At 45.2% G+C, this 20,270-nt stretch carries 23 protein-coding genes; all 23 read right to left on the bottom strand.

Annotation, left to right across the window (positions count from 1 at the left end):
* Positions 1 to 23 precede the first annotated feature (23 nt).
* Positions 24 to 209, bottom strand: coding sequence for a type Z 30S ribosomal protein S14 (locus tag GCU39_RS21780; RefSeq protein WP_013312154.1), 186 nt, complete (start codon positions 207 to 209; stop codon positions 24 to 26).
* 50 nt (positions 210 to 259) lie between these two features.
* Positions 260 to 802, bottom strand: coding sequence for a 50S ribosomal protein L5 (gene rplE, locus GCU39_RS21785; protein ID WP_152395410.1), 543 nt, complete (start codon positions 800 to 802; stop codon positions 260 to 262).
* Positions 803 to 834: 32 nt separating this feature from the next.
* A complete protein-coding gene (gene rplX, locus GCU39_RS21790) occupies positions 835 to 1,188 on the bottom strand; it encodes a 50S ribosomal protein L24 (RefSeq protein WP_227793296.1) in 354 nt (117 codons plus the stop codon).
* Positions 1,189 to 1,251: 63 nt separating this feature from the next.
* Entirely contained in the window at positions 1,252 to 1,620 is a 369-nt protein-coding gene (rplN, locus tag GCU39_RS21795; RefSeq protein WP_018759702.1) for a 50S ribosomal protein L14, read from the bottom strand.
* Between the two features lie 35 nt (positions 1,621 to 1,655).
* Positions 1,656 to 1,922 carry a 30S ribosomal protein S17 gene (gene rpsQ, locus GCU39_RS21800; protein WP_152395411.1) on the bottom strand — a complete coding sequence of 89 codons (267 nt, stop codon included), beginning with the start codon at positions 1,920 to 1,922 and terminating at the stop codon, positions 1,656 to 1,658.
* Between the two features lie 56 nt (positions 1,923 to 1,978).
* Positions 1,979 to 2,179 (bottom strand): 50S ribosomal protein L29, encoded by a 201-nt coding sequence (gene rpmC / locus GCU39_RS21805; RefSeq protein WP_018759704.1) that lies wholly within the window; start codon positions 2,177 to 2,179, stop codon positions 1,979 to 1,981.
* The gene (rplP, locus tag GCU39_RS21810; protein WP_152395412.1) at positions 2,169 to 2,603 is read right to left on the bottom strand and encodes a 50S ribosomal protein L16; all 435 of its coding nucleotides are present in this window, start codon (positions 2,601 to 2,603) and stop codon (positions 2,169 to 2,171) included. Before rplP ends, rpmC begins: the two co-directional genes overlap by 11 nt.
* 2 nt (positions 2,604 to 2,605) lie before the next feature.
* A complete protein-coding gene (rpsC, locus tag GCU39_RS21815; RefSeq protein WP_152395413.1) occupies positions 2,606 to 3,271 on the bottom strand; it encodes a 30S ribosomal protein S3 in 666 nt (221 codons plus the stop codon).
* 13 nt (positions 3,272 to 3,284) lie between these two features.
* Positions 3,285 to 3,617 (bottom strand): 50S ribosomal protein L22, encoded by a 333-nt coding sequence (gene rplV / locus GCU39_RS21820; protein ID WP_152395414.1) that lies wholly within the window; start codon positions 3,615 to 3,617, stop codon positions 3,285 to 3,287.
* A 39-nt stretch (positions 3,618 to 3,656) separates the two neighbouring features.
* Positions 3,657 to 3,935 (bottom strand): 30S ribosomal protein S19, encoded by a 279-nt coding sequence (rpsS, locus tag GCU39_RS21825; RefSeq protein ID WP_018759708.1) that lies wholly within the window; start codon positions 3,933 to 3,935, stop codon positions 3,657 to 3,659.
* Between the two features lie 112 nt (positions 3,936 to 4,047).
* Positions 4,048 to 4,878, bottom strand: a complete 831-nt coding sequence (gene rplB / locus GCU39_RS21830; protein ID WP_152395415.1) for a 50S ribosomal protein L2 — start codon at positions 4,876 to 4,878, stop codon at positions 4,048 to 4,050.
* Positions 4,879 to 4,910: 32 nt separating this feature from the next.
* Positions 4,911 to 5,201, bottom strand: a complete 291-nt coding sequence (gene rplW / locus GCU39_RS21835; protein WP_078502949.1) for a 50S ribosomal protein L23 — start codon at positions 5,199 to 5,201, stop codon at positions 4,911 to 4,913.
* Positions 5,201 to 5,824 (bottom strand): 50S ribosomal protein L4, encoded by a 624-nt coding sequence (gene rplD, locus GCU39_RS21840; protein ID WP_152395416.1) that lies wholly within the window; start codon positions 5,822 to 5,824, stop codon positions 5,201 to 5,203. The genes rplW and rplD overlap by 1 nt, the downstream gene beginning before the upstream one ends.
* A gap of 25 nt (positions 5,825 to 5,849) precedes the next feature.
* Positions 5,850 to 6,470, bottom strand: coding sequence for a 50S ribosomal protein L3 (rplC, locus tag GCU39_RS21845; protein WP_018759712.1), 621 nt, complete (start codon positions 6,468 to 6,470; stop codon positions 5,850 to 5,852).
* A gap of 38 nt (positions 6,471 to 6,508) precedes the next feature.
* On the bottom strand, positions 6,509 to 6,817 hold the full coding sequence (rpsJ, locus tag GCU39_RS21850; RefSeq protein ID WP_017692074.1) for a 30S ribosomal protein S10: 309 nt from the start codon (positions 6,815 to 6,817) through the stop codon (positions 6,509 to 6,511).
* A gap of 277 nt (positions 6,818 to 7,094) precedes the next feature.
* Complete coding sequence (gene tuf, locus GCU39_RS21855) at positions 7,095 to 8,285, bottom strand: elongation factor Tu (RefSeq protein ID WP_152395417.1); 1,191 nt, start codon at positions 8,283 to 8,285, stop codon at positions 7,095 to 7,097.
* Between the two features lie 91 nt (positions 8,286 to 8,376).
* On the bottom strand, positions 8,377 to 10,446 hold the full coding sequence (gene fusA / locus GCU39_RS21860) for an elongation factor G (protein ID WP_152395418.1): 2,070 nt from the start codon (positions 10,444 to 10,446) through the stop codon (positions 8,377 to 8,379).
* A 69-nt stretch (positions 10,447 to 10,515) separates the two neighbouring features.
* On the bottom strand, positions 10,516 to 10,986 hold the full coding sequence (rpsG, locus tag GCU39_RS21865; RefSeq protein WP_018759715.1) for a 30S ribosomal protein S7: 471 nt from the start codon (positions 10,984 to 10,986) through the stop codon (positions 10,516 to 10,518).
* Between the two features lie 50 nt (positions 10,987 to 11,036).
* Positions 11,037 to 11,456, bottom strand: a complete 420-nt coding sequence (gene rpsL / locus GCU39_RS21870; protein ID WP_018759716.1) for a 30S ribosomal protein S12 — start codon at positions 11,454 to 11,456, stop codon at positions 11,037 to 11,039.
* A gap of 129 nt (positions 11,457 to 11,585) precedes the next feature.
* A complete protein-coding gene (locus tag GCU39_RS21875; protein WP_152395419.1) occupies positions 11,586 to 11,837 on the bottom strand; it encodes a ribosomal L7Ae/L30e/S12e/Gadd45 family protein in 252 nt (83 codons plus the stop codon).
* 150 nt (positions 11,838 to 11,987) lie between these two features.
* Positions 11,988 to 15,623 (bottom strand): DNA-directed RNA polymerase subunit beta', encoded by a 3,636-nt coding sequence (gene rpoC, locus GCU39_RS21880; protein ID WP_152395420.1) that lies wholly within the window; start codon positions 15,621 to 15,623, stop codon positions 11,988 to 11,990.
* A 51-nt stretch (positions 15,624 to 15,674) separates the two neighbouring features.
* Positions 15,675 to 19,220 (bottom strand): DNA-directed RNA polymerase subunit beta, encoded by a 3,546-nt coding sequence (gene rpoB / locus GCU39_RS21885; RefSeq protein ID WP_152395421.1) that lies wholly within the window; start codon positions 19,218 to 19,220, stop codon positions 15,675 to 15,677.
* 410 nt (positions 19,221 to 19,630) lie between these two features.
* Complete coding sequence (locus GCU39_RS21890) at positions 19,631 to 20,239, bottom strand: class I SAM-dependent methyltransferase (RefSeq protein WP_152397374.1); 609 nt, start codon at positions 20,237 to 20,239, stop codon at positions 19,631 to 19,633.
* Positions 20,240 to 20,270: the final 31 nt, after the last annotated feature.

Raw genomic sequence — 20,270 nt, forward strand, 5'->3', positions numbered from 1 at the left:
ACCTCCTTCCCGTTGTAGGGTGATTACCAACTTGCTTTTTTAACGCCAGGGATCTGGCCTTTATACGCTAATTCGCGGAAACAAATCCGGCAAATTTTGAATTTCTGTAATACGGAATGTGGGCGACCACAACGCTCGCAACGTGTGTAAGCACGTACTTTGAATTTCGGTGTGCGTTGTTGTTTAACTTTCATCGAAGTTTTTGCCACTTATTTTTGCACCTCCTGCAAACTTGTCTACCAAGTTATCCTCGTAAGGATTATTTTACGAAAGGCATGCCAAGTTGAGTTAACAACTCGCGGGACTCTTCGTCAGTTTTAGCTGTTGTTACGATAACGATATCCATACCGCGTACTTTATCAACTTTATCGTATTCAACCTCAGGGAAAATTAATTGCTCTTTCAAGCCAAGTGTGTAGTTACCGCGACCATCAAATGCTTTGTTTGATACACCGCGGAAGTCACGTACACGCGGAAGCGTGATGTTGAACAATTTGTCTAAGAAGTAGTACATACGCTCGCCACGAAGTGTTACTTTAACACCGATTGGCATATTCTCACGAAGTTTGAATCCAGCAATGGATTTCTTCGCACGAGTGATAACCGGTTTTTGACCAGAGATTAACTGCATGTCTGCTACTGCTGCATCAAGCACTTTGGAGTTAGCAACCGCGTCGCCCACACCCATGTTGATTACAACTTTTTCGATTTTCGGTACTTGCATCACCGTCGTGTAGCTGAACTTTTGCATTAACGCTGGCGTAATTTCATTTAAGAAACGTTCTTTCATTCTTGCTGCCATGTTACATGGACCTCCTTTCTTTCAAAAGTGGATTAGTCGATAACTTCTCCGGATTTTTTCGCTACGCGAACTTTTTTACCGTTATCCAATACTTTGTATCCGATACGTGTTACGCCGCCGCTCTTTGGATCCACGTGCATGACGTTCGATACGTGAACTGGAGCTTCTTGCTCGATAATTCCGCCTTGTGGGTTCGCTTGCGATGGCTTCGCATGTTTCTTGATCATGTTTACGCCTTCCACGAGCACGCGGTTTTCACGAGGATATGCTGCGATAACGCGGCCTTTTTTGCCTTTATCTTTACCGGAAATAACAATAACCGTATCGTCTTTTTTCACGTGCAATTTATTGTTATGAGACTCGAGAATCTTCTTCAATCTCGGCATTTCGTTACACCTCCTGTTTCTTGCAACAAGCAAGTCGATCTGTTCATGTCCCTATAAAGGGAATTAGATTACTTCAGGAGCCAAGGAAACGATTTTCATGAAGTCCTTGTCGCGAAGTTCGCGAGCAACAGGTCCGAAAATACGAGTTCCGCGTGGTCCTTTATCGTCCTTAACAACAACCGCTGCATTCTCGTCAAATGCGATGTAAGAACCATCTTTACGACGAACAGAACGCTTCGTACGTACGATAACAGCTTTTACAACATCACCCTTTTTGACAACGCCGCCTGGTGTTGCTTGTTTGACGGAACATACAATTACATCACCGATGTGGCCTACACGACGTCCTGTGCCACCTAATACACGGATACACATTAATTCTTTTGCACCAGAGTTGTCAGCGACTGCCAAACGTGTAAATGGTTGAATCATTCGAATTTCCTCCTTTCGGAAAAATGAGCCGTCCTTTAGATAATTACTGCTTTCTCAACAATCTCAACGAGTCTCCAGCGTTTATCTTTAGAGATTGGACGAGTTTCCATGATTTTTACGGAATCGCCAATTTTAGCTTCATTGTTCTCATCATGCGCCTTAAATTTTTTCGTGTATTTAATACGCTTGTGGTACAAGTTGTGCATTTTGTATGTCTCAACAGCAACAACGATTGTTTTGTCCATCTTGTCACTTACCACTTTACCGATTTGCACTTTACGAGCATTACGTTCTTCGCTCATATTCTGCCTCCTTCCTGAATGCGTTATGTCCCATCATGATGACACATAAGCTTCAATTAACTGATGATCCCAAGTTCTCTTTCACGTAATACGGTTTTAGCACGAGCTATTTCTTTACGCACATCACGGATACGAGTCGGGTTATCAAGCTGACCAGTAGCTAATTGAAAACGGAGATTAAAGAGTTCTTCTTTAAATCCGGCAATTTTTTGTTCGATCTCAGCAGTGGTTAAGTTGCGAAGTTCATTAGCTTTCATTTGCTTCACCACCCAATTCTTCTCGTTTCACAAACTTCGTTTTGCATGGCAGTTTGTGAGCCGCAAGACGCATTGCTTCACGAGCAATCTCTTCGGAAACACCAGCAAGTTCAAACATGATCTTACCAGGTTTGACTACTGCCACCCATTTTTCTACGTTACCTTTACCGGAACCCATCCGCACCTCTAGAGGTTTTTGAGTAATCGGTTTATCAGGGAAAATTTTGATCCAAACTTGACCGCCACGTTTGATGTAACGAGTCATCGCGATACGAGCTGCTTCGATTTGGCGGTTAGTAATCCATGTAGGTTCCATAGCTACCAAACCGTATTGACCGAAGTTAATCTCAGTGCCGCCTTTAGCGCGACCTCTCATGCTACCGCGTTGTTGCTTACGATGCTTAACACGTTTAGGTACCAACATGATTAGTTTCCTCCTTCCTCAACAGCCTTTTTCTTAGCTGCAGGAAGAACTTCACCACGATAGATCCATACTTTTACGCCGATACGGCCGTAGGTTGTATGTGCTTCAGCTGTACCATAGTCGATATCTGCACGAAGCGTATGAAGTGGAACAGTTCCTTCACTGTAGCCTTCTGAACGAGCAATCTCAGCGCCGCCAAGACGACCGCTAACTGCTGTTTTAATACCTTTTGCGCCGGAACGCATAGTTCTTTGGATCGCTTGTTTCAATGCACGACGGAAAGAAACACGACGCTCCAATTGTTGTGCAATGCTCTCTGCAACCAAGATTGCATCAAGATCTGCTTGTTTGATTTCGTTGATGTTGATGTGTACTTTTTTGCCTTTGGAGATTTTAGCAATCTCTGTGCGAAGTACTTCAACTTCGGAGCCACCTTTACCGATAACCATACCTGGTTTCGCTGTGTGGATTGTTACATTCACACGGTTAGCCGCTCTCTCGATCTCAATACGAGAAACGGAAGAGTCTTTCAATTTATTTTTGAGGTATTCGCGGATTTTTACGTCCTCAAGCAGAAGATCTCCGAAATCTTTGTCTGCATACCATTTGGATTCCCAATCACGAATAACACCTACACGTAATCCGACTGGATTTACCTTTTGACCCACACCTTATCCCTCCTTATTTCTCAGATACCACCAAAGTAATGTGGCTTGTTCTCTTGTTGATCCGGCTTGCACGTCCCATTGCACGAGGGCGGAAACGTTTCATTGTCGGACCTTGGTTAGCGAATACTTCAGTAACAACTAATTTATTAACGTCCATGGAATAGTTGTGTTCTGCGTTAGCAATTGCCGAGTTAAGTAACTTCTCTACTACCGGAGAAGCAGCTTTAGGCGTGTGACGAAGAATCGCGATTGCTTCGCCTGCTTGTTTACCGCGGATCAAATCGATAACGAGTTTAACTTTGCGGGCAGAAATACGAATGTTCCTTGCATGTGCTTTCGCTTGCATTGAGTAACCTCCTCTCAAACATTTAGGCCACGCATTCTATTAGCGTTTGCCAGTTTTCTTGTCGTCATCGTGACCTTTGTACGTACGTGTTGGAGCAAATTCGCCGAGCTTGTGTCCAACCATATCTTCCGTTACGTATACAGGCACGTGTTTACGACCATCATATACTCCGAAAGTGTGTCCGATGAATTGTGGAAAAATCGTAGAACGACGGGACCAAGTTTTGATCACGGTTTTCTTACCAGACGCATCCACTTCTTCAACCTTTTTCAACATATAACCATCGATAAATGGTCCTTTTTTAAGACTGCGACCCATGTGTAAATCCTCCCTTCACCAATCCATTCGTTCCGCTATTCAAGCGGAACGTGATGAATATAAGAATTTATCTTTGTATTCATAAATCCTTATATTGTTAGGCAACCATATATTATTTCGTGCGACGACGAATGATATATTTATCAGAAGCTTTGTTTTTCTTACGCGTTTTGTAACCAAGAGTTGGTTTACCCCATGGAGACATCGGAGATTTACGTCCGATTGGAGCGCGGCCTTCACCACCACCGTGTGGGTGATCGTTCGGGTTCATTACTACCCCACGAACTTCAGGACGTTTACCTAACCAACGATTACGACCAGCTTTACCGATTTTCACGAGCTCATGATCTCCGTTACCTACAGATCCGATTGTCGCACGACAAACTTTGAGCAATTTGCGAACCTCGCCAGAGGACAAACGAACGGAAACATAACGTTCTTCTTTACCAAGTAGTTGTGCTTCTGTACCAGCTGCACGTACTAATTGTCCACCTTTACCTGGTTGAAGCTCGATATTGTGGATAACTGTACCTACTGGAATATTTTCAAGTGCAAGTGCGTTACCAATTTTGATGTCAGCTGTTGGGCCAGACATAACTTCGTCTCCAACTTTCAATCCTTTTGGAGCGATGATGTAACGTTTTTCACCATCCGCATAGTTGATCAACGCAATGTTGGAAGTACGGTTCGGGTCATACTCGATTGTAGCAACGCGACCTGGTATTCCATCTTTAGTACGTTTGAAATCGATGATACGGTATTTACGCTTGTGTCCACCACCATGGTGACGAGTCGTAATTTTACCTTGGTTGTTGCGGCCAGCAGTTTTGCTAAGTGGCGCTAGCAACGATTTTTCCGGCACGTTTGTTGTGATCTCTTCGAATGTCGATACGGACATTGCACGGCGAGCCGGGGATGTCGGTTTATACTTTTTAATTGGCACGTAGTTTCCCTCCTTACTTTAGGAATGTTTTATTATGCTTGTTCAAAAATTTCAATCGCTTTGCTGTCCGCGCTTAACGATACGATAGCTTTTTTCCACTCGGAAGTATATCCGGAGTGACGGCCATAGCGTTTCGGTTTCGCAGGAACGCGCATTACGTTAACTTTCTTAACTTTAACGCCGAAGATTGCTTCGATCGCTTGTTTAACCTCGGTTTTGTTCGAACGCATATCAACTTCGAATGCATATTTCATCTCAGCCATATAGTCGCTCGTACGTTCCGTGATTACGGGGCGCTTGATAATATCGCGAGGATCCTTCATTACGCGAACACCTCCTCTACTTTCTGAACTGCTTCTTTCGTAATGATCAATTGATCATAAACCATTACGTCCAAAACGTTAATGCCGTCAGCTGCTACGAATTTAACACCTGGGATGTTACGAGCAGATAGAGCAACATTGTCATCATAGCTAGGCGTCACAACTAAAGCTTTACGATCCACTTTCAAGTTGTTCAAGATAGCTACGATTTCTTTTGTTTTTGGTGCGTTAAGTGCTAGTTGATCCAATACAATGATTTGGTTTTCCAATACTTTGGAAGACAAAGCAGATTTGATCGCTAGACGACGAACCTTTTTAGGCAATTTAAAGGAATAGCTGCGAGGTGTTGGTCCAAATACGATACCGCCGCCTTTCCATTGTGGGGCACGAATCGAACCTTGACGAGCACGTCCAGTTCCTTTTTGTTTCCATGGTTTACGACCACCGCCGCGAACCTCAGAACGACCTTTAACTTTGTGAGTACCTTGACGTACTGCAGCTTGTTGAAGCAACACCATCTCATGCAATGCATGAACGTGAGGCTCGATACCAAACACGCTGTCCGCCAATTCGATTTCACCAACTTGAGCTCCGCTCACGTTATATAAAGATACTTTTGGCATTTCTAGTTCCTCCTTCCTTTAGCGATTACTTCTTCACCGTGGATTTTATTTTCACGAAGCTGTTTTTCGCACCTGGAATGGAACCTTTAACGAGAATTACGTTACGTTCTGCATCCACACGAACAACTTCTAATTTTTGAATTGTAACAGTCTCAGCACCCATGTGACCTGGAAGGTGTTTACCTTTTGGCACGCGGTTCGCTTGAATCGAACCCATGGAACCTGGGCCGCGGTGGTAACGAGAACCGTGAGTCATAGGACCACGACTTTGTCCCCAACGTTTGATCGTACCCGTGAAACCTTTACCTTTGGAAATACCAGTTACGTCAACAAACTCGCCTGCTGCAAATAGATCAGCTTTCAATTCCTGGCCAACTTCATATGCTGCGAAATCAACACCGCGGAATTCACGAACGTAGCGCTTAGGAGCCGTATTGGCTTTTTTAGCGTGTGCAGTTTCCGGTTTGTTAGCATTCTTCTTCTTGTCGACGAAACCAAGCTGAATTGCTTCGTATCCATCATTCTCAAGATCTTTCTTTTGAAGAACCACACAAGGACCTACTTCGATTACAGTAACAGGCAATACGTTACCTTCAGGAGTAAATACTTGAGTCATTCCTAATTTTTTACCTAAGATACCTTTCATGTTGACACCTCATTCCCTTTCATAAATACAAGCTTGAATTACAATTTGATTTCGATATCTACACCGGACGGTAAATCCAAGCGCATAAGAGCATCCACAGTTTGTGGCGTTGGGTTAACAATGTCGATCAAACGCTTGTGTGTGCGTTGCTCGAATTGCTCCCGAGAATCCTTATACTTGTGTACCGCACGGAGAATAGTAATGATTTGTTTCTCAGTCGGAAGCGGAATCGGTCCGGATACACCTGCACCAGAACGTTTTGCCGTTTCAACGATTTTCTCTGCGGATTGATCAAGAATTCTGTGATCATAAGCTTTCAAACGAATACGAATTTTTTGCTTTGCCATTTTAGTCCCTCCTTCTATCGCCCAATTTGGTATCGGACATACTCCGTGAAAATTCTCTAACACACTCCCCATGGCAAAGGGGCCGGGTGTGTCAGCAACCTCTCACATCATCGCAACGTCTCAGAACAACATTAGTAATTATACATAAAATCGTAGGCGAATGCAAGCGAAAATATCGAATGCAAAATTACATCCGATTTCTTCTATATATATGTGATCCCGAAGAAAACAAAAGCCCACATCCGAGGACGTGGGCTTCTTAAATTCGTCAAACGAATTATTTGTTGATTGTAGCAACCGCACCTGCACCAACTGTACGTCCGCCTTCACGGATCGCAAAGCGAGTACCTTCTTCGATCGCGATTGGAGCGATCAAATCAACAGTTACAGTGATGTTGTCACCAGGCATAACCATTTCAGTACCTTCTGGCAAGTTGATGATACCAGTTACGTCAGTTGTACGGAAGTAGAACTGTGGACGGTATCCAGTGAAGAATGGCTTATGACGGCCACCCTCTTCTTTTGTCAAAACATAGATTTGTGCGGAGAAGTTTGTGTGTGGTTTAACAGAACCCACTTTCGCCAATACTTGACCACGCTCGATGTCTTTGCGGTCTACACCACGAAGAAGGGCACCGATGTTGTCGCCCGCTTGTGCGGAATCGAGCAATTTACGGAACATTTCTACGCCTGTAACTACGCATTTGCGAGTTTCTTCAGCGATACCAACGATTTCAACTTCGTCTTGTACTTTAACAGTACCACGCTCTACACGACCTGTAGCAACAGTACCACGGCCAGTGATGGAGAATACGTCCTCGACAGGCATCAAGAAAGGCTTGTCAGTGTCGCGCTCTGGTTGTGGGATGTAGCTGTCAACTTGTTCGAACAACTCAACAATTTTGTCAGCCCATGCGCCATCAGGGTTTTGCAACGCTTCACGAGCAGAACCACGGATGATTGGAGTGTCGTCGCCTGGGAATTCGTATTCGCTAAGAAGGTCACGAATTTCCATTTCAACTAGCTCTAGCAACTCTTCGTCTTCAACCATGTCACATTTGTTCATGAACACAACGATGTATGGAACGCCTACTTGGCGGGACAACAAGATGTGCTCACGAGTTTGTGGCATAGGACCGTCGGAAGCGGATACTACTAGGATCGCTCCGTCCATTTGTGCTGCACCAGTGATCATGTTTTTAACATAGTCGGCGTGACCTGGGCAGTCAACGTGTGCATAGTGACGGTTAGGTGTTTCATACTCAACGTGTGCAGTCGAGATTGTGATACCGCGCTCGCGCTCTTCTGGAGCTTTGTCGATTTGGTCGAATGCTACTGCAGCACCGCCATATCTTTTGGACAATACAGTTGTGATTGCAGCTGTAAGAGTTGTTTTACCATGGTCAACGTGACCGATTGTACCGATGTTAACATGCGGTTTATTACGTTCAAACTTAGCCTTTGCCATTTGAAACGATGCCTCCTTAATATATAGGAAATTATATTTTGCCTCGCAGGGTTCAGACGTATCCTCCGCCTACGCGGTTAGTAAACAAGTATTAGCCTTTTTTCGATACGATCTCTTCAGCGATGCTGCGTGGTACTTCTTCATAGTGAGAAAGTTCCATTGCGAACACGCCGCGTCCTTGTGTACCGGAACGAAGAGTTGTGGAATAACCAAACATCTCAGCGAGAGGTACCTTAGCACGGATAATTTGAGCTCCACCACGGGAATCCATACCTTCGATACGACCACGACGGGAGTTCAACATACCCATAACGTCGCCCATGTACTCTTCAGGAACTGTAACTTCAACTTTCATGATTGGCTCAAGAAGCACTGGGTTACATTTGTCTTTCGCCGCTTTAAGCGCCATGGAACCCGCGATCTTAAACGCCATCTCATTGGAGTCAACGTCATGGTAAGATCCGTCGAATACTGTAGCTTTGATATCAACAAGCGGGAATCCAGCAAGTACGCCGTTCTTCATCGCTTCTTCGATACCAGCAAGTGCCGGTGCGATGTATTCACGAGGAACCGATCCACCAACAACTTTACTTTCGAACTTGGAGCCTGCACCAGCTTCTTGTGGTTCGAACTCGACCCATACGTGACCGTATTGACCGCGACCACCAGACTGACGTACAAACTTACCTTCAACCTTAGCTGCAGTTTTGAATGTCTCACGGTAAGCAACTTGTGGTTTACCTACGTTCGTCTCAACCTTGAATTCGCGACGCATACGGTCAACGATGATATCAAGGTGAAGCTCACCCATACCCGCTAGGATTGTCTGACCAGTCTCTTCATCTGTGTGTGCACGTAATGTCGGATCTTCTTCCGTCAATTTACCAAGTGCAACACCCATTTTGTCTTGGTCAGCTTTTGTTTTTGGTTCTACAGCGATTTGAATTACCGGATCAGGGAAGTTCATGGACTCCAAGATGATCGGTGCTTTCTCATCACAAAGTGTATCACCAGTACCTGTATCTTTCAAACCTACCGCAGCAGCGATATCACCCGAATAAACAACATCAATTTCTTGACGGCTATTCGCATGCATTTGAAGGATACGGCCGATACGCTCACGTTTGCCTTTTGTTGCATTCAACACGTATGATCCGGAGTTAAGAACACCAGAGTATACGCGGAAGAATGTCAATTTACCAACGTAAGGATCCGTCATAATTTTGAATGCAAGAGCTGAGAACGGCTCTTCATCGGAAGAATGACGAACTTCTTCTGTCCCATCTTCAAGATGACCGTTGATCGCAGGAACATCGATCGGAGCTGGCAAGTAATCAATAACTGCGTCCAACATCAATTGAACACCTTTATTTTTGTACGAAGAACCACAAATTACCGGGAAGATTTTAACTTCACATACACCTTTGCGAAGCGCTGCTTTCAGCTCAGGAACTGTGATTTCTTCACCTTCAAGGTATTTCATAGTTAATTCTTCGTCAAGCTCAGCAACTTTCTCGATCAATTCGTTGCGCAGTTCTTCTACTTTGTCTTTGAACTCAGCAGGAACTTCAACGACATCGATATCTTTACCAAGATCGTCTTTGAACATATGAGCTACGTTCTCAACGATATCGATAATACCGATGAAATCATTTTCTGCGCCAATTGGAAGCTGAATAGCAACCGCATTCGCTTGAAGACGATCTTTCATCGTTTGGATTACATTTAAGTAGTCCGCACCGATGATGTCCATTTTATTGACATAAGCAATACGTGGAACACCGTAACGGTCAGCTTGTCTCCAAACTGTCTCGGACTGAGGCTCAACGCCTTCTTTAGCACTGAAAACACCAACTGCCCCATCTAATACGCGAAGGGAACGCTCTACTTCAACCGTGAAGTCAACGTGACCCGGAGTATCAATGATATTAACGCGGTTACCTTTCCAAGCAGCAGTCGTAGCAGCGGAAGTAATCGTAATTCCGCGCTCTTGTTCTTGCTCCATCCAGTCCATTGTCGCAGCACCTTCGTGAACCTCACCGATCTTGTGCGTACGGCCTGTATAGAACAAAATGCGCTCAGTCGTAGTTGTCTTACCAGCGTCAATATGCGCCATGATCCCGATATTGCGGGTATTAGCTAAGGAGAACTCTCTTGACATGAAACGGTCTCCCTTCAAAATCTCAATTTATAGTGGCGCGGGCACGAAAGTACCCACGCTATTATGATTCTACCAACGGTAGTGAGCAAACGCTTTGTTCGCTTCTGCCATTTTGTGCGTGTCTTCACGTTTCTTAACGGAAGCACCTGTGTTGTTGGATGCATCTAGAATTTCAGCTGCTAGACGCTCTTCCATTGTTTTCTCACCGCGATTGCGGGAGTAGTTCACGAGCCAACGTAAGCCTAATGCTGTACGTCTCTCAGGTTTAACTTCGATCGGAACTTGATAGTTCGCACCACCAACACGACGAGCTTTAACCTCAAGAACTGGCATGATATTTTTGATCGCTGCTTCAAACACTTCCATAGGATCTTTACCGGAACGTTCTTGAATCAACTTGAACGCATCATAAAGAATTGTTTGGGCAACGCCTCTTTTACCATCAAGCATGATGCGGTTGATCAAGCGAGTAACCAACTTGCTGTTATACACCGGATCTGGCAACACGTCTCTTTTTGTAACTGGACCTTTGCGTGGCATTGTAATCCCCCTTTCCCAAATAATCGTTTTAGAAATTTACGTTACGTAAATTATTTTTTAGCTTTTGGACGTTTCGTACCGTATTTCGAACGAGCCTGCATACGGTTATTCACACCTGCAGTATCAAGCGCACCGCGAACGATATGGTAACGCACCCCTGGAAGGTCTTTTACCCGTCCTCCACGTACTAATACGACACTGTGCTCTTGCAAGTTGTGACCGATACCTCCGATATAAGCTGTAACCTCTACACGGTTCGTCAAACGAACACGGGCATATTTACGAAGCGCGGAGTTCGGTTTTTTCGGAGTCATTGTACCTACACGAGTACAAACACCACGTTTTTGTGGAGCGCTCAAATCAGTCTCTTCACGCTTAAGTGCGTTGAATCCTTTTTGAAGTGCTGGGGATTTCGACTTAGTGATTTTCGCTTGACGTCCTTTACGAACTAGCTGGTTAATTGTTGGCATGTTGCCACCCCCTTCCCATATTTTTAACCTTCATAAACCTTCAACATAAGTCCACAGACCCAGGTGGTTCATTAAAAGACAAATGAAAAGTCTTTGCAATACTTTCGCATCACAAAAACATCGGTTTAACTAATCATTTACAATGGCAACCATCGCTGCACCAACATCAATCCCGCAAGCCTTGCCGAGATTCTTCATCGTGTCCACGTAGGTAATCTTCACACCCTTGTCCTCACAGAGAAGAACAACTTTAGATGTAATTCTCGAATCGGCATCTTGCGCAACATATACTTCCGTCGCTTTACCGAGCTCTACCATTCGAATTGTTTGTTTCGTGCCAACGCGAATATTCTCTTCCTGTAGTCCTTTGTCATTAGACATAAACTTCATCCTCCAAAAGAACAGGTGACAATCTCTCAGGCACACTACGATATATTATCACCTAGAAATACTATTGTCAAGAATAAAAGATGCAAGAAACGCATTTTTTGCGAGAACTGCCAAACCATACGTTCCTTGCATCCTATTTAATTACTCTACAGTAACAGTTTCTAGTGCTGCTTCAACGGTTTCTTCCGATTCCGGCTCCACAAACTTCACGCTGCGGTAACGGTTCATACCTGTACCCGCAGGGATCAGTTTACCAATGATGACATTCTCTTTCAAGCCGAGCAACTTATCGACTTTTCCTTTGATTGCGGCATCTGTAAGAACACGTGTTGTCTCTTGGAAGGATGCAGCAGACAAGAAGGAATCTGTCTCAAGGGATGCTTTGGTAATACCAAGCAATACCGGTTTCGCAACCGCAGGTTCTTTATCCGAAAGAATTGCTTCTTTGTTCGCAGCTTCATATTCATGAATATCCACGAAGGAACCTGGCAAGAGCGTCGTTTCACCCGCATCGATAATACGGATTTTACGAAGCATTTGCTTGATCATAACCTCAACGTGCTTATCGTTAATTTCTACCCCTTGGTTACGATATACGCGTTGAACTTCTTGGAGAATATAGTTCTGAACCCCACGGATACCTTTGATACGAAGCATTTCCTTCGGATCGATGGAACCGTCTGTCAGCTCATCACCAGCTTCAATCGCTTTACCTTCATAGACGCGAATACGGGATCCATATGTGACGGAGTAGACTTTCGTCTCTGCTTCACCTTGAACTTCGATTTCACGACGATCTTTGGTCTCGCGGATTTCTTTGACGACACCATCGATTTCGGTAATGATTGCTTGACCTTTCGGATTACGCGCTTCGAAAAGCTCTTGGATACGCGGCAAACCTTGCGTGATATCGTCTCCGGCAACGCCCCCGGTATGGAATGTACGCATCGTAAGCTGTGTTCCTGGTTCCCCGATGGATTGAGCTGCGATAATACCAACCGCTTCCCCGATCTCAACGTGTTTACCAGTCGCAAGGTTACGACCGTAACATTTCTTACAAATACCATGACGCGCACGGCAACTAAGAACAGAACGAATTTGTAATCTTTCAACGCCATCAGGACGCATCAACGCACCGGAACTGAGCAATTCTTCGGCTTTATCCGAATCGATCAGGTCATTGCGGTTCACGATGATTTCGCCTGTCTGCGGATGTTTGATCGTCTCGAAGGAATAACGTCCTTCAATACGGTCGTACAGATCCTCGATAACTTCTTTACCGTCTTGAATACGGCTAACGGTGAAGCCTTTATCCGTTCCGCAATCTTCTTCACGGATGATCACATCTTGGGCAACGTCAACGAGACGACGAGTCAAGTAACCCGAATCGGCTGTACGAAGAGCTGTATCGGCCAAACCTTTACGCGCTCCATGCGTCGAAATAAAGTATTCCAAGACCGTAAGACCTTCACGGAAGTTCGATTTGATCGGCAACTCGATGATTCGACCGGATGGGTTGGCCATGAGACCACGCATACCGCCGAGCTGCGTAATCTGGGATTTGTTACCCCGTGCTTTGGAATCAACCATGAGCATGATGGAGTTATAGCGATCCATCGATTTCATGAGGATATCTGTCAGCTGATCTTTTGTCTTACTCCAAATCTCGATCACTCGGTCATAACGCTCTTCCGTTGTGATAAGTCCACGACGGTACTGATTCGTAACAACGCGTACTTTCTCATCGGATTCTTTGAGCAATTGTACTTTTTCTGGTGGTACGATAACGTCCGAAACGGCGATACTGATACCAGCCTTCGTGGAGTACGTAAAACCGAGCTGCTTGATTGCATCCAATATAACAGATGTTTTTGTTGTATGGTAAGTTTCAAAGCATCTTGCGATGATTTGACCCAAATAATCTTTACCTACTGCACCCGTCTGCGGTACTTCATTAATGATATCAAGTACATTTGCACCTTTTTCATAAATGAAATAGTGATCCGGTGTGCCGTAGAACAAATTGTTCTTCGTTGGTTCATTGATGTAAGGGAAGTCAGCTGGGAAAATCTCGTTAAAGATAATCCGTCCAACCGTCGTTACGATCAATGCTTCTTGCTGTTTATCCGTAAAGGATGTTTTGCTCAAAGCTTTAACAGGGATCGCTACACGTGCATGCAAGGATGCTGTTCCACGTTGGTAAGCAGATACCGCTTCGTTCACATTCGCGAAGATCAGACCTGATCCCTTCGCTTCTTTGTTATCCATTGTCAAGTAGAAACTACCTAGAACCATATCCTGAGACGGCGTAACAACTGGCTTACCATCTTTAGGGTTCAAAATATTACCGGATGCGAGCATCAAGATGCGTGCCTCCGCTTGTGCTTCTGCGGACAATGGAACGTGAACCGCCATTTGGTCACCGTCGAAGTCGGCGTTGTAAGCCGTACATACAAGCGGATGAAGTTTAATTGCGCGTCCTTCAACAAGGGTTGGCTCGAACGCCTGGATACCAAGTCTGTGAAGCGTCGGGGCACGGTTCAGAAGAACTGGATGTTCTTTGATAACCTCTTCGAGGACATCCCATACTTCAGCACTTACGCGTTCCACTTTGCGCTTCGCACTCTTAATATTATGTGCAAGGCCTTTATTCACAAGTTCTTTCATCACAAATGGCTTGAACAATTCAAGCGCCATTTCTTTTGGAAGACCACATTGATACATTTTCAAGCTAGGACCTACGACGATAACGGAACGACCAGAGTAGTCAACCCGTTTACCGAGCAAGTTCTGACGGAAACGTCCTTGTTTACCTTTAAGCATGTGGCTAAGAGACTTCAATGGACGGTTACCTGGACCTGTTACCGGACGGCCGCGACGACCATTATCGATCAATGCGTCTACCGCTTCTTGCAGCATCCGCTTCTCGTTCTGAACGATAATATCAGGTGCGCCAAGATCCAGAAGGCGTTTCAAACGGTTATTCCGGTTAATAACGCGGCGGTACAAATCATTCAAGTCGGAAGTCGCAAAACGTCCGCCATCAAGCTGTACCATCGGGCGAAGCTCCGGTGGAATAACCGGTAATACATCAAGAATCATCCAATCCGGGAAGTTCCCGGAGTTACGGAATGCTTCGATAACTTCAAGGCGTTTGATCGCACGATTACGACGTTGGCCTTGCGCAGTGCGAAGCTCTTCCTTCAAGAATTCCAGTTCTTTGTTCACATCGATGTCTTGAAGCAATTTTTTAACCGCTTCAGCACCCATGCCTGCTTGGAATCCGTAGCCGTATTTCTCACGATAGCTGCGGTACTCTTTCTCCGAGAGAAGTTGTTTTTTCTCAAGCGGTGTATCTCCTGGATCCGTTACAACATAAGATGCGAAATAGATAATTTCCTCGAGCGAACGAGGGGACATATCTAACGCAAGACCCATGCGGCTAGGAATTCCTTTGAAGTACCAGATGTGGGAGACAGGGGCAGCAAGCTCAATATGCCCCATACGCTCACGACGCACTTTCGCGCGTGTTACTTCTACGCCGCAACGGTCACAAACAACGCCTTTATAACGAACCCGTTTATATTTACCGCAATGACATTCCCAGTCCTTCGTTGGGCCGAAAATCTTCTCACAGAACAGCCCTTCTTTTTCCGGTTTCAAGGTACGATAGTTAATCGTTTCCGGCTTTTTTACTTCTCCGCGGGACCAGGACCGAATTTTCTCTGGCGATGCTAATCCAATCTTCATAAACTCAAAATTGTTTACGTCCAACAAGGAGCAACCCTCCTTAACCCTGTACTATTTGGCCAAGCTATATACCATGAATTACTCAACGCCAGCCTCTGAACCCTCAAGGTTCAAGTTCAGCTTATCGCTTGTTACGTCGTCTTCATCATCAATTTCTTTCATTTCGATCTCTTCTTCATTTTCAGATAGGATTTTCACATCCATACCTAAACTCTGAAGCTCTTTGATCAATACTTTAAACGATTCTGGAACACCTGGCTCAGGAACATTCTCGCCCTTCACAATCGATTCGTATGTCTTCACGCGGCCGACGATATCGTCAGACTTGACGGTAAGAATCTCTTGCAATGTGTAAGCTGCACCGTAGGCCTCAAGCGCCCAAACCTCCATCTCCCCGAAACGCTGTCCACCGAACTGTGCTTTACCACCGAGCGGTTGCTGTGTAACAAGTGAGTATGGCCCTGTCGAACGGGCATGGATTTTATCATCAACCATGTGCGCTAGTTTGATCATGTACATGACGCCGACAGTCACTTCACGCTCGAAGCGGTCCCCAGTACGACCATCGTACAATACGGTTTTACCGTTCCGCTGCATGCCTGCTTCTTCCATGGTATCAAATACGTCTTCCTCGTTCGCGCCGTCGAATACCGGCGTCGCACAGTGAATGCCGAGTGCTTTCGCGGCCATCCCAAGGTGAACCTCGAGTACCTGACCGATGTTCATACGCGACGGAACCCCTAGTGGGTTAAGGACAACCTCTACAGGTGTACCATCCGGCAAGAACGGCATATCCTCTTCTGGAAGTATACGCGCGATAACCCCTTTGTTACCGTGGCGTCCCGCCATTTTGTCACCCTCAGAGATCTTACGCTTCTGAGCGATGTATGCACGTACAAGCTGGTTCACGCCTGGTGGCAATTCATCGCCATTCTCACGTGTAAATACTTTAACATCAACGACGATACCATCTGTACCATGCGGTACGCGAAGGGATGTATCACGAACTTCACGCGCTTTCTCACCGAAGATCGCATGCAATAGACGTTCTTCCGCCGTAAGCTCCGTAACCCCTTTAGGTGTTACTTTACCGACGAGAATGTCGCCAGCGCCGATTTCAGCACCGACACGGATAATACCGCGCTCATCGAGATTCTTAAGCGCTTCTTCCCCGACGTTCGGGATATCGCGAGTGATTTCTTCCGGTCCAAGCTTTGTATCACGAGCTTCGGATTCGTATTCCTCGATATGGATCGATGTATACACATCTTCCTTAACGAGTTTCTCATTCAAGAGGATGGCATCCTCATAGTTGTAACCTTCCCAAGTCATAAAGGCAACGACAACGTTGCGCCCAAGCGCCAATTCACCTTGCTCAGTGGACGGACCATCTGCAAGAATATCGCCTTTCTTGACGATATCGCCTTTGCGCGCCAATGGACGTTGGTTAATGCAAGTCCCTTGGTTCGAACGCATGAATTTGTGCAATTTATGTTTAATCAAGTCACCTTTAACTTCTTTGCCATCGATCACTTCAACGCGACGCACTTGGATTTCATTCGCAGATACGCGCTCTACGATTCCATCATGCTTCGATACGATACATACCCCGGAATCTTTTGCAGACTTATGTTCCATACCTGTACCGATAAGCGGAGCTTTCGGAATAAGAAGAGGAACAGCCTGCCGCTGCATGTTCGATCCCATGAGCGCACGGTTGGAGTCATCGTTCTCTAGGAACGGAATGAGCGCTGTCGCTACGGACACAACCTGTTTCGGCGATACGTCCATGTAGTCAACGCGATCAATCGGCATCGTCAAGATGTTATCAGACTGTTTGTTATAACGAACGATAACACTTTCTTCTGCAAATGTGTTGTCTTCATTCAATCTCGCGTTCGCTTGCGCGACAACATAGTTGTACTCTTCATCTGCCGTTAGATAAGAGATCTGATCCGTTACTTTACCTGTCTTCGGATCTACCCAACGATATGGTGCTTCAATGAAGCCATATTCATTAATGCGAGCGAATGTCGACAAGGAGTTGATCAAACCGATGTTCGGTCCCTCTGGCGTCTCGATCGGACACATACGACCATAATGCGATGGATGTACGTCACGAACTTCGAAGCCAGCACGTTCCCGTGTCAAACCGCCCGGTCCGAGTGCTGATAGACGACGTTTGTGCGTCAACTCAGCTAGCGGATTCGTCTGGTCCATGAACTGGGACAACTGAGAGCTACCGAAGAACTCTTTGATCGATGCAATAACAGGACGAATATTGATAAGCGCCTGTGGCGTGATTACATTCGCATCCTGGATGGACATTCTCTCACGAACAACACGCTCCATACGGGAAAGACCAATACGGAATTGGTTCTGCAGCAATTCACCAACAGAACGCAGACGACGGTTACCTAGGTGATCGATGTCATCCGTGTCGCCAATACCATGCAACAAGTTAATGAAATAGTTGATGGAAGCCACGATATCCGCAGGTGTAATGTTCTTCACCGACTTGTCGATGATCGCATTAGAGATAACCTTAATCACGCGGGACTCGTCATCTGGTGAGAATACATTCACACACTGCAGAGGAATACTATCTGCATCAAGCACACCATTCGCAACATGGTATGTCTTGTAGTTCACATTCTCCTCCAAGTGAGGAATCAGTTCATCCAGTAGACGACGGTCAATCATTTGACCAGCTTCTGCAAGAATCTCACCTGTCGTTGGATTGATTAATGTCTCCGCCAGACGCTGGTTAAATAGACGATTCTTGATATGAAGCTTTTTATTAATTTTGTAACGACCCACATTCGCAAGATCATAGCGCTTTGGATCGAAGAAACGCGCAACAAGCAAGCTCTTCGCATTATCAAGCGTAGGCGGCTCACCTGGACGCAATCTCTCGTAGATCTCGATTAACGCCTTCTCCGTCGAATCTGTGTTGTCTTTATCGAGTGTGTTACGAATATATTCATCATTACCGAGCAAATCCAGAATCTCAGCATCCGTGCCAAAGCCCAAAGCTCTGAGCAACACCGTTACTGGAATCTTCCGCGTGCGGTCAATACGAACATAGATGATGTCTTTCGCATCCGTCTCAAGTTCGAGCCAAGCACCACGGTTCGGAATCACTGTCGCCGTATATGTTTTCTTCGCGTTCTTATCCACTTTAGTGCTAAAATAGACGCTAGGAGAGCGAACCAACTGGCTGACAATTACCCGTTCTGCACCGTTAATAATAAACGTACCGGTCTCCGTCATTAGCGGAAAATCGCCCATGAAAACTTCTTGTTCTTTTACCTCACCGGTTTCTTTGTTAATCAGCCGTACTTTGACACGTAATGGAGCTGCATAAGTTACATCGCGCTCCTTCGAATCGTCTACGGAATATTTCGGTTCACCCAGATTGTAATCGATAAATTCCAAAACCAAGTTACCTGTAAAATCCTGAATTGGCGAAATATCTTGGAACATTTCACGCAATCCTTCATCCAAAAACCATTGGTATGATTTTTGTTGGATTTCAATCAGGTTCGGAATCTCGAGCACCTCGTTAATGCGTGCATAACTCCTCCGAGTGCGTCGACCATACTGAACAAGTTGTCCTGCCAACTTTAACTCACCCCTCATGTCTACTCACTAAAAATTTCATTGCGAATCCATCCCATTATCCTTTATAATCCTGCCATACAGCATTTTCATGCTGACAGTTTACAAAAGCCCATGAAAATGATTCAAAAGGACAAATAAAGAAAAGCCCTTATCGAATGTTTTTTCGAAAAAAGAGCGTATTTCGCAACTAATCCTTTCGTTTCTGATTCATTTCCTTCATATCCAGTAGATTTACCCAAAATGTAAACATTATACGTCAAACATCAAATTTCTATGCATTTAGCACCGAAAAATTTAGGCTTGACATTTTAACGCGATAAAGACATTTAGGTCATCCTAATACTGACATTTTATAATAATAACATACCTGAAAAGTCAAGTCAAGATTTCAATCTCGCCCTATAAATGGGTTAAGTTCTCTTAGTCGACTTGAAAATACGGTACCCTTTATCTTTCCCTACCTCTTCAACCGCATCTTCTCCGAATAACTCTTCTAGCTTCGCTCGTGCCGATGGCGCGCCTTGTTTCTTCTGAATGACGATCCATAACGTACCGTCTGCATTTAAATGATCATAAGCCTCTGTGAAAATACGATGCACCGTCTCTTTACCTGCTCGGATCGGCGGATTCGTGAGAATGACATCGAATGTCTTGCCCGCCACCTTCTCAAATAAATCACTCTGTTCAATGGTCACGTTCTGTATGCCATTGGCTCTCGCATTCTCCTTCGCAAGTTCAACAGCTCTCTCATTCACATCAACCATCGTCACATGCCCTTTGGGCGCCATGAGTGCTGCCGAGAATCCTATCGGCCCATAACCGCAGCCCACATCCAGTACCTTCGCATCCTCCGGCATCTCCATCATATCAATTAACACTTTACTGCCGTAATCTACCCCCGCTTTCGAAAACACCCCTGCATCCGTTACAAAGCGAAGCTTCTTGCCGCGGAGCGTCTCTTCTATCGTGTTACGTTGATGGGCTACGGTAGGCTTGTTCGAGTAATAATGCTCTGACATCATCCGTCCTCCTGTTCTTATCCTGTTTTGT

The sequence above is a fragment of the Paenibacillus guangzhouensis genome, assembly GCF_009363075.1.
In the GTDB taxonomy this organism is placed as follows: Bacteria; Bacillota; Bacilli; order Paenibacillales; family Paenibacillaceae; genus Paenibacillus_K; species Paenibacillus_K guangzhouensis.

Excerpts from the sequence above, each read along its gene's own strand:
- rplE (WP_152395410.1), bottom strand. The coding sequence starts at position 802 with ATGGCAGCAAGAATGAAAGAACGTTTCTTAAATGAAATTACGCCAGCG.
- rplX (WP_227793296.1), bottom strand. The coding sequence starts at position 1,188 with ATGCCGAGATTGAAGAAGATTCTCGAGTCTCATAACAATAAATTGCAC.
- rplN (WP_018759702.1), bottom strand. The coding sequence starts at position 1,620 with ATGATTCAACCATTTACACGTTTGGCAGTCGCTGACAACTCTGGTGCA.
- rpsQ (WP_152395411.1), bottom strand. The coding sequence starts at position 1,922 with ATGAGCGAAGAACGTAATGCTCGTAAAGTGCAAATCGGTAAAGTGGTA.
- rpmC (WP_018759704.1), bottom strand. The coding sequence starts at position 2,179 with ATGAAAGCTAATGAACTTCGCAACTTAACCACTGCTGAGATCGAACAA.
- rplP (WP_152395412.1), bottom strand. The coding sequence starts at position 2,603 with ATGTTGGTACCTAAACGTGTTAAGCATCGTAAGCAACAACGCGGTAGC.
- rplV (WP_152395414.1), bottom strand. The coding sequence starts at position 3,617 with ATGCAAGCGAAAGCACATGCAAGGAACATTCGTATTTCTGCCCGCAAA.
- rpsS (WP_018759708.1), bottom strand. The coding sequence starts at position 3,935 with ATGGGTCGCAGTCTTAAAAAAGGACCATTTATCGATGGTTATATGTTG.
- rplW (WP_078502949.1), bottom strand. The coding sequence starts at position 5,201 with ATGAAGGATCCTCGCGATATTATCAAGCGCCCCGTAATCACGGAACGT.
- rplD (WP_152395416.1), bottom strand. The coding sequence starts at position 5,824 with ATGCCAAAAGTATCTTTATATAACGTGAGCGGAGCTCAAGTTGGTGAA.
- rplC (WP_018759712.1), bottom strand. The coding sequence starts at position 6,470 with ATGAAAGGTATCTTAGGTAAAAAATTAGGAATGACTCAAGTATTTACT.
- rpsJ (WP_017692074.1), bottom strand. The coding sequence starts at position 6,817 with ATGGCAAAGCAAAAAATTCGTATTCGTTTGAAAGCTTATGATCACAGA.
- tuf (WP_152395417.1), bottom strand. The coding sequence starts at position 8,285 with ATGGCAAAGGCTAAGTTTGAACGTAATAAACCGCATGTTAACATCGGT.
- fusA (WP_152395418.1), bottom strand. The coding sequence starts at position 10,446 with ATGTCAAGAGAGTTCTCCTTAGCTAATACCCGCAATATCGGGATCATG.
- rpsG (WP_018759715.1), bottom strand. The coding sequence starts at position 10,986 with ATGCCACGCAAAGGTCCAGTTACAAAAAGAGACGTGTTGCCAGATCCG.
- rpsL (WP_018759716.1), bottom strand. The coding sequence starts at position 11,456 with ATGCCAACAATTAACCAGCTAGTTCGTAAAGGACGTCAAGCGAAAATC.
- GCU39_RS21875 (WP_152395419.1), bottom strand. The coding sequence starts at position 11,837 with ATGTCTAATGACAAAGGACTACAGGAAGAGAATATTCGCGTTGGCACG.
- GCU39_RS21890 (WP_152397374.1), bottom strand. The coding sequence starts at position 20,239 with ATGTCAGAGCATTATTACTCGAACAAGCCTACCGTAGCCCATCAACGT.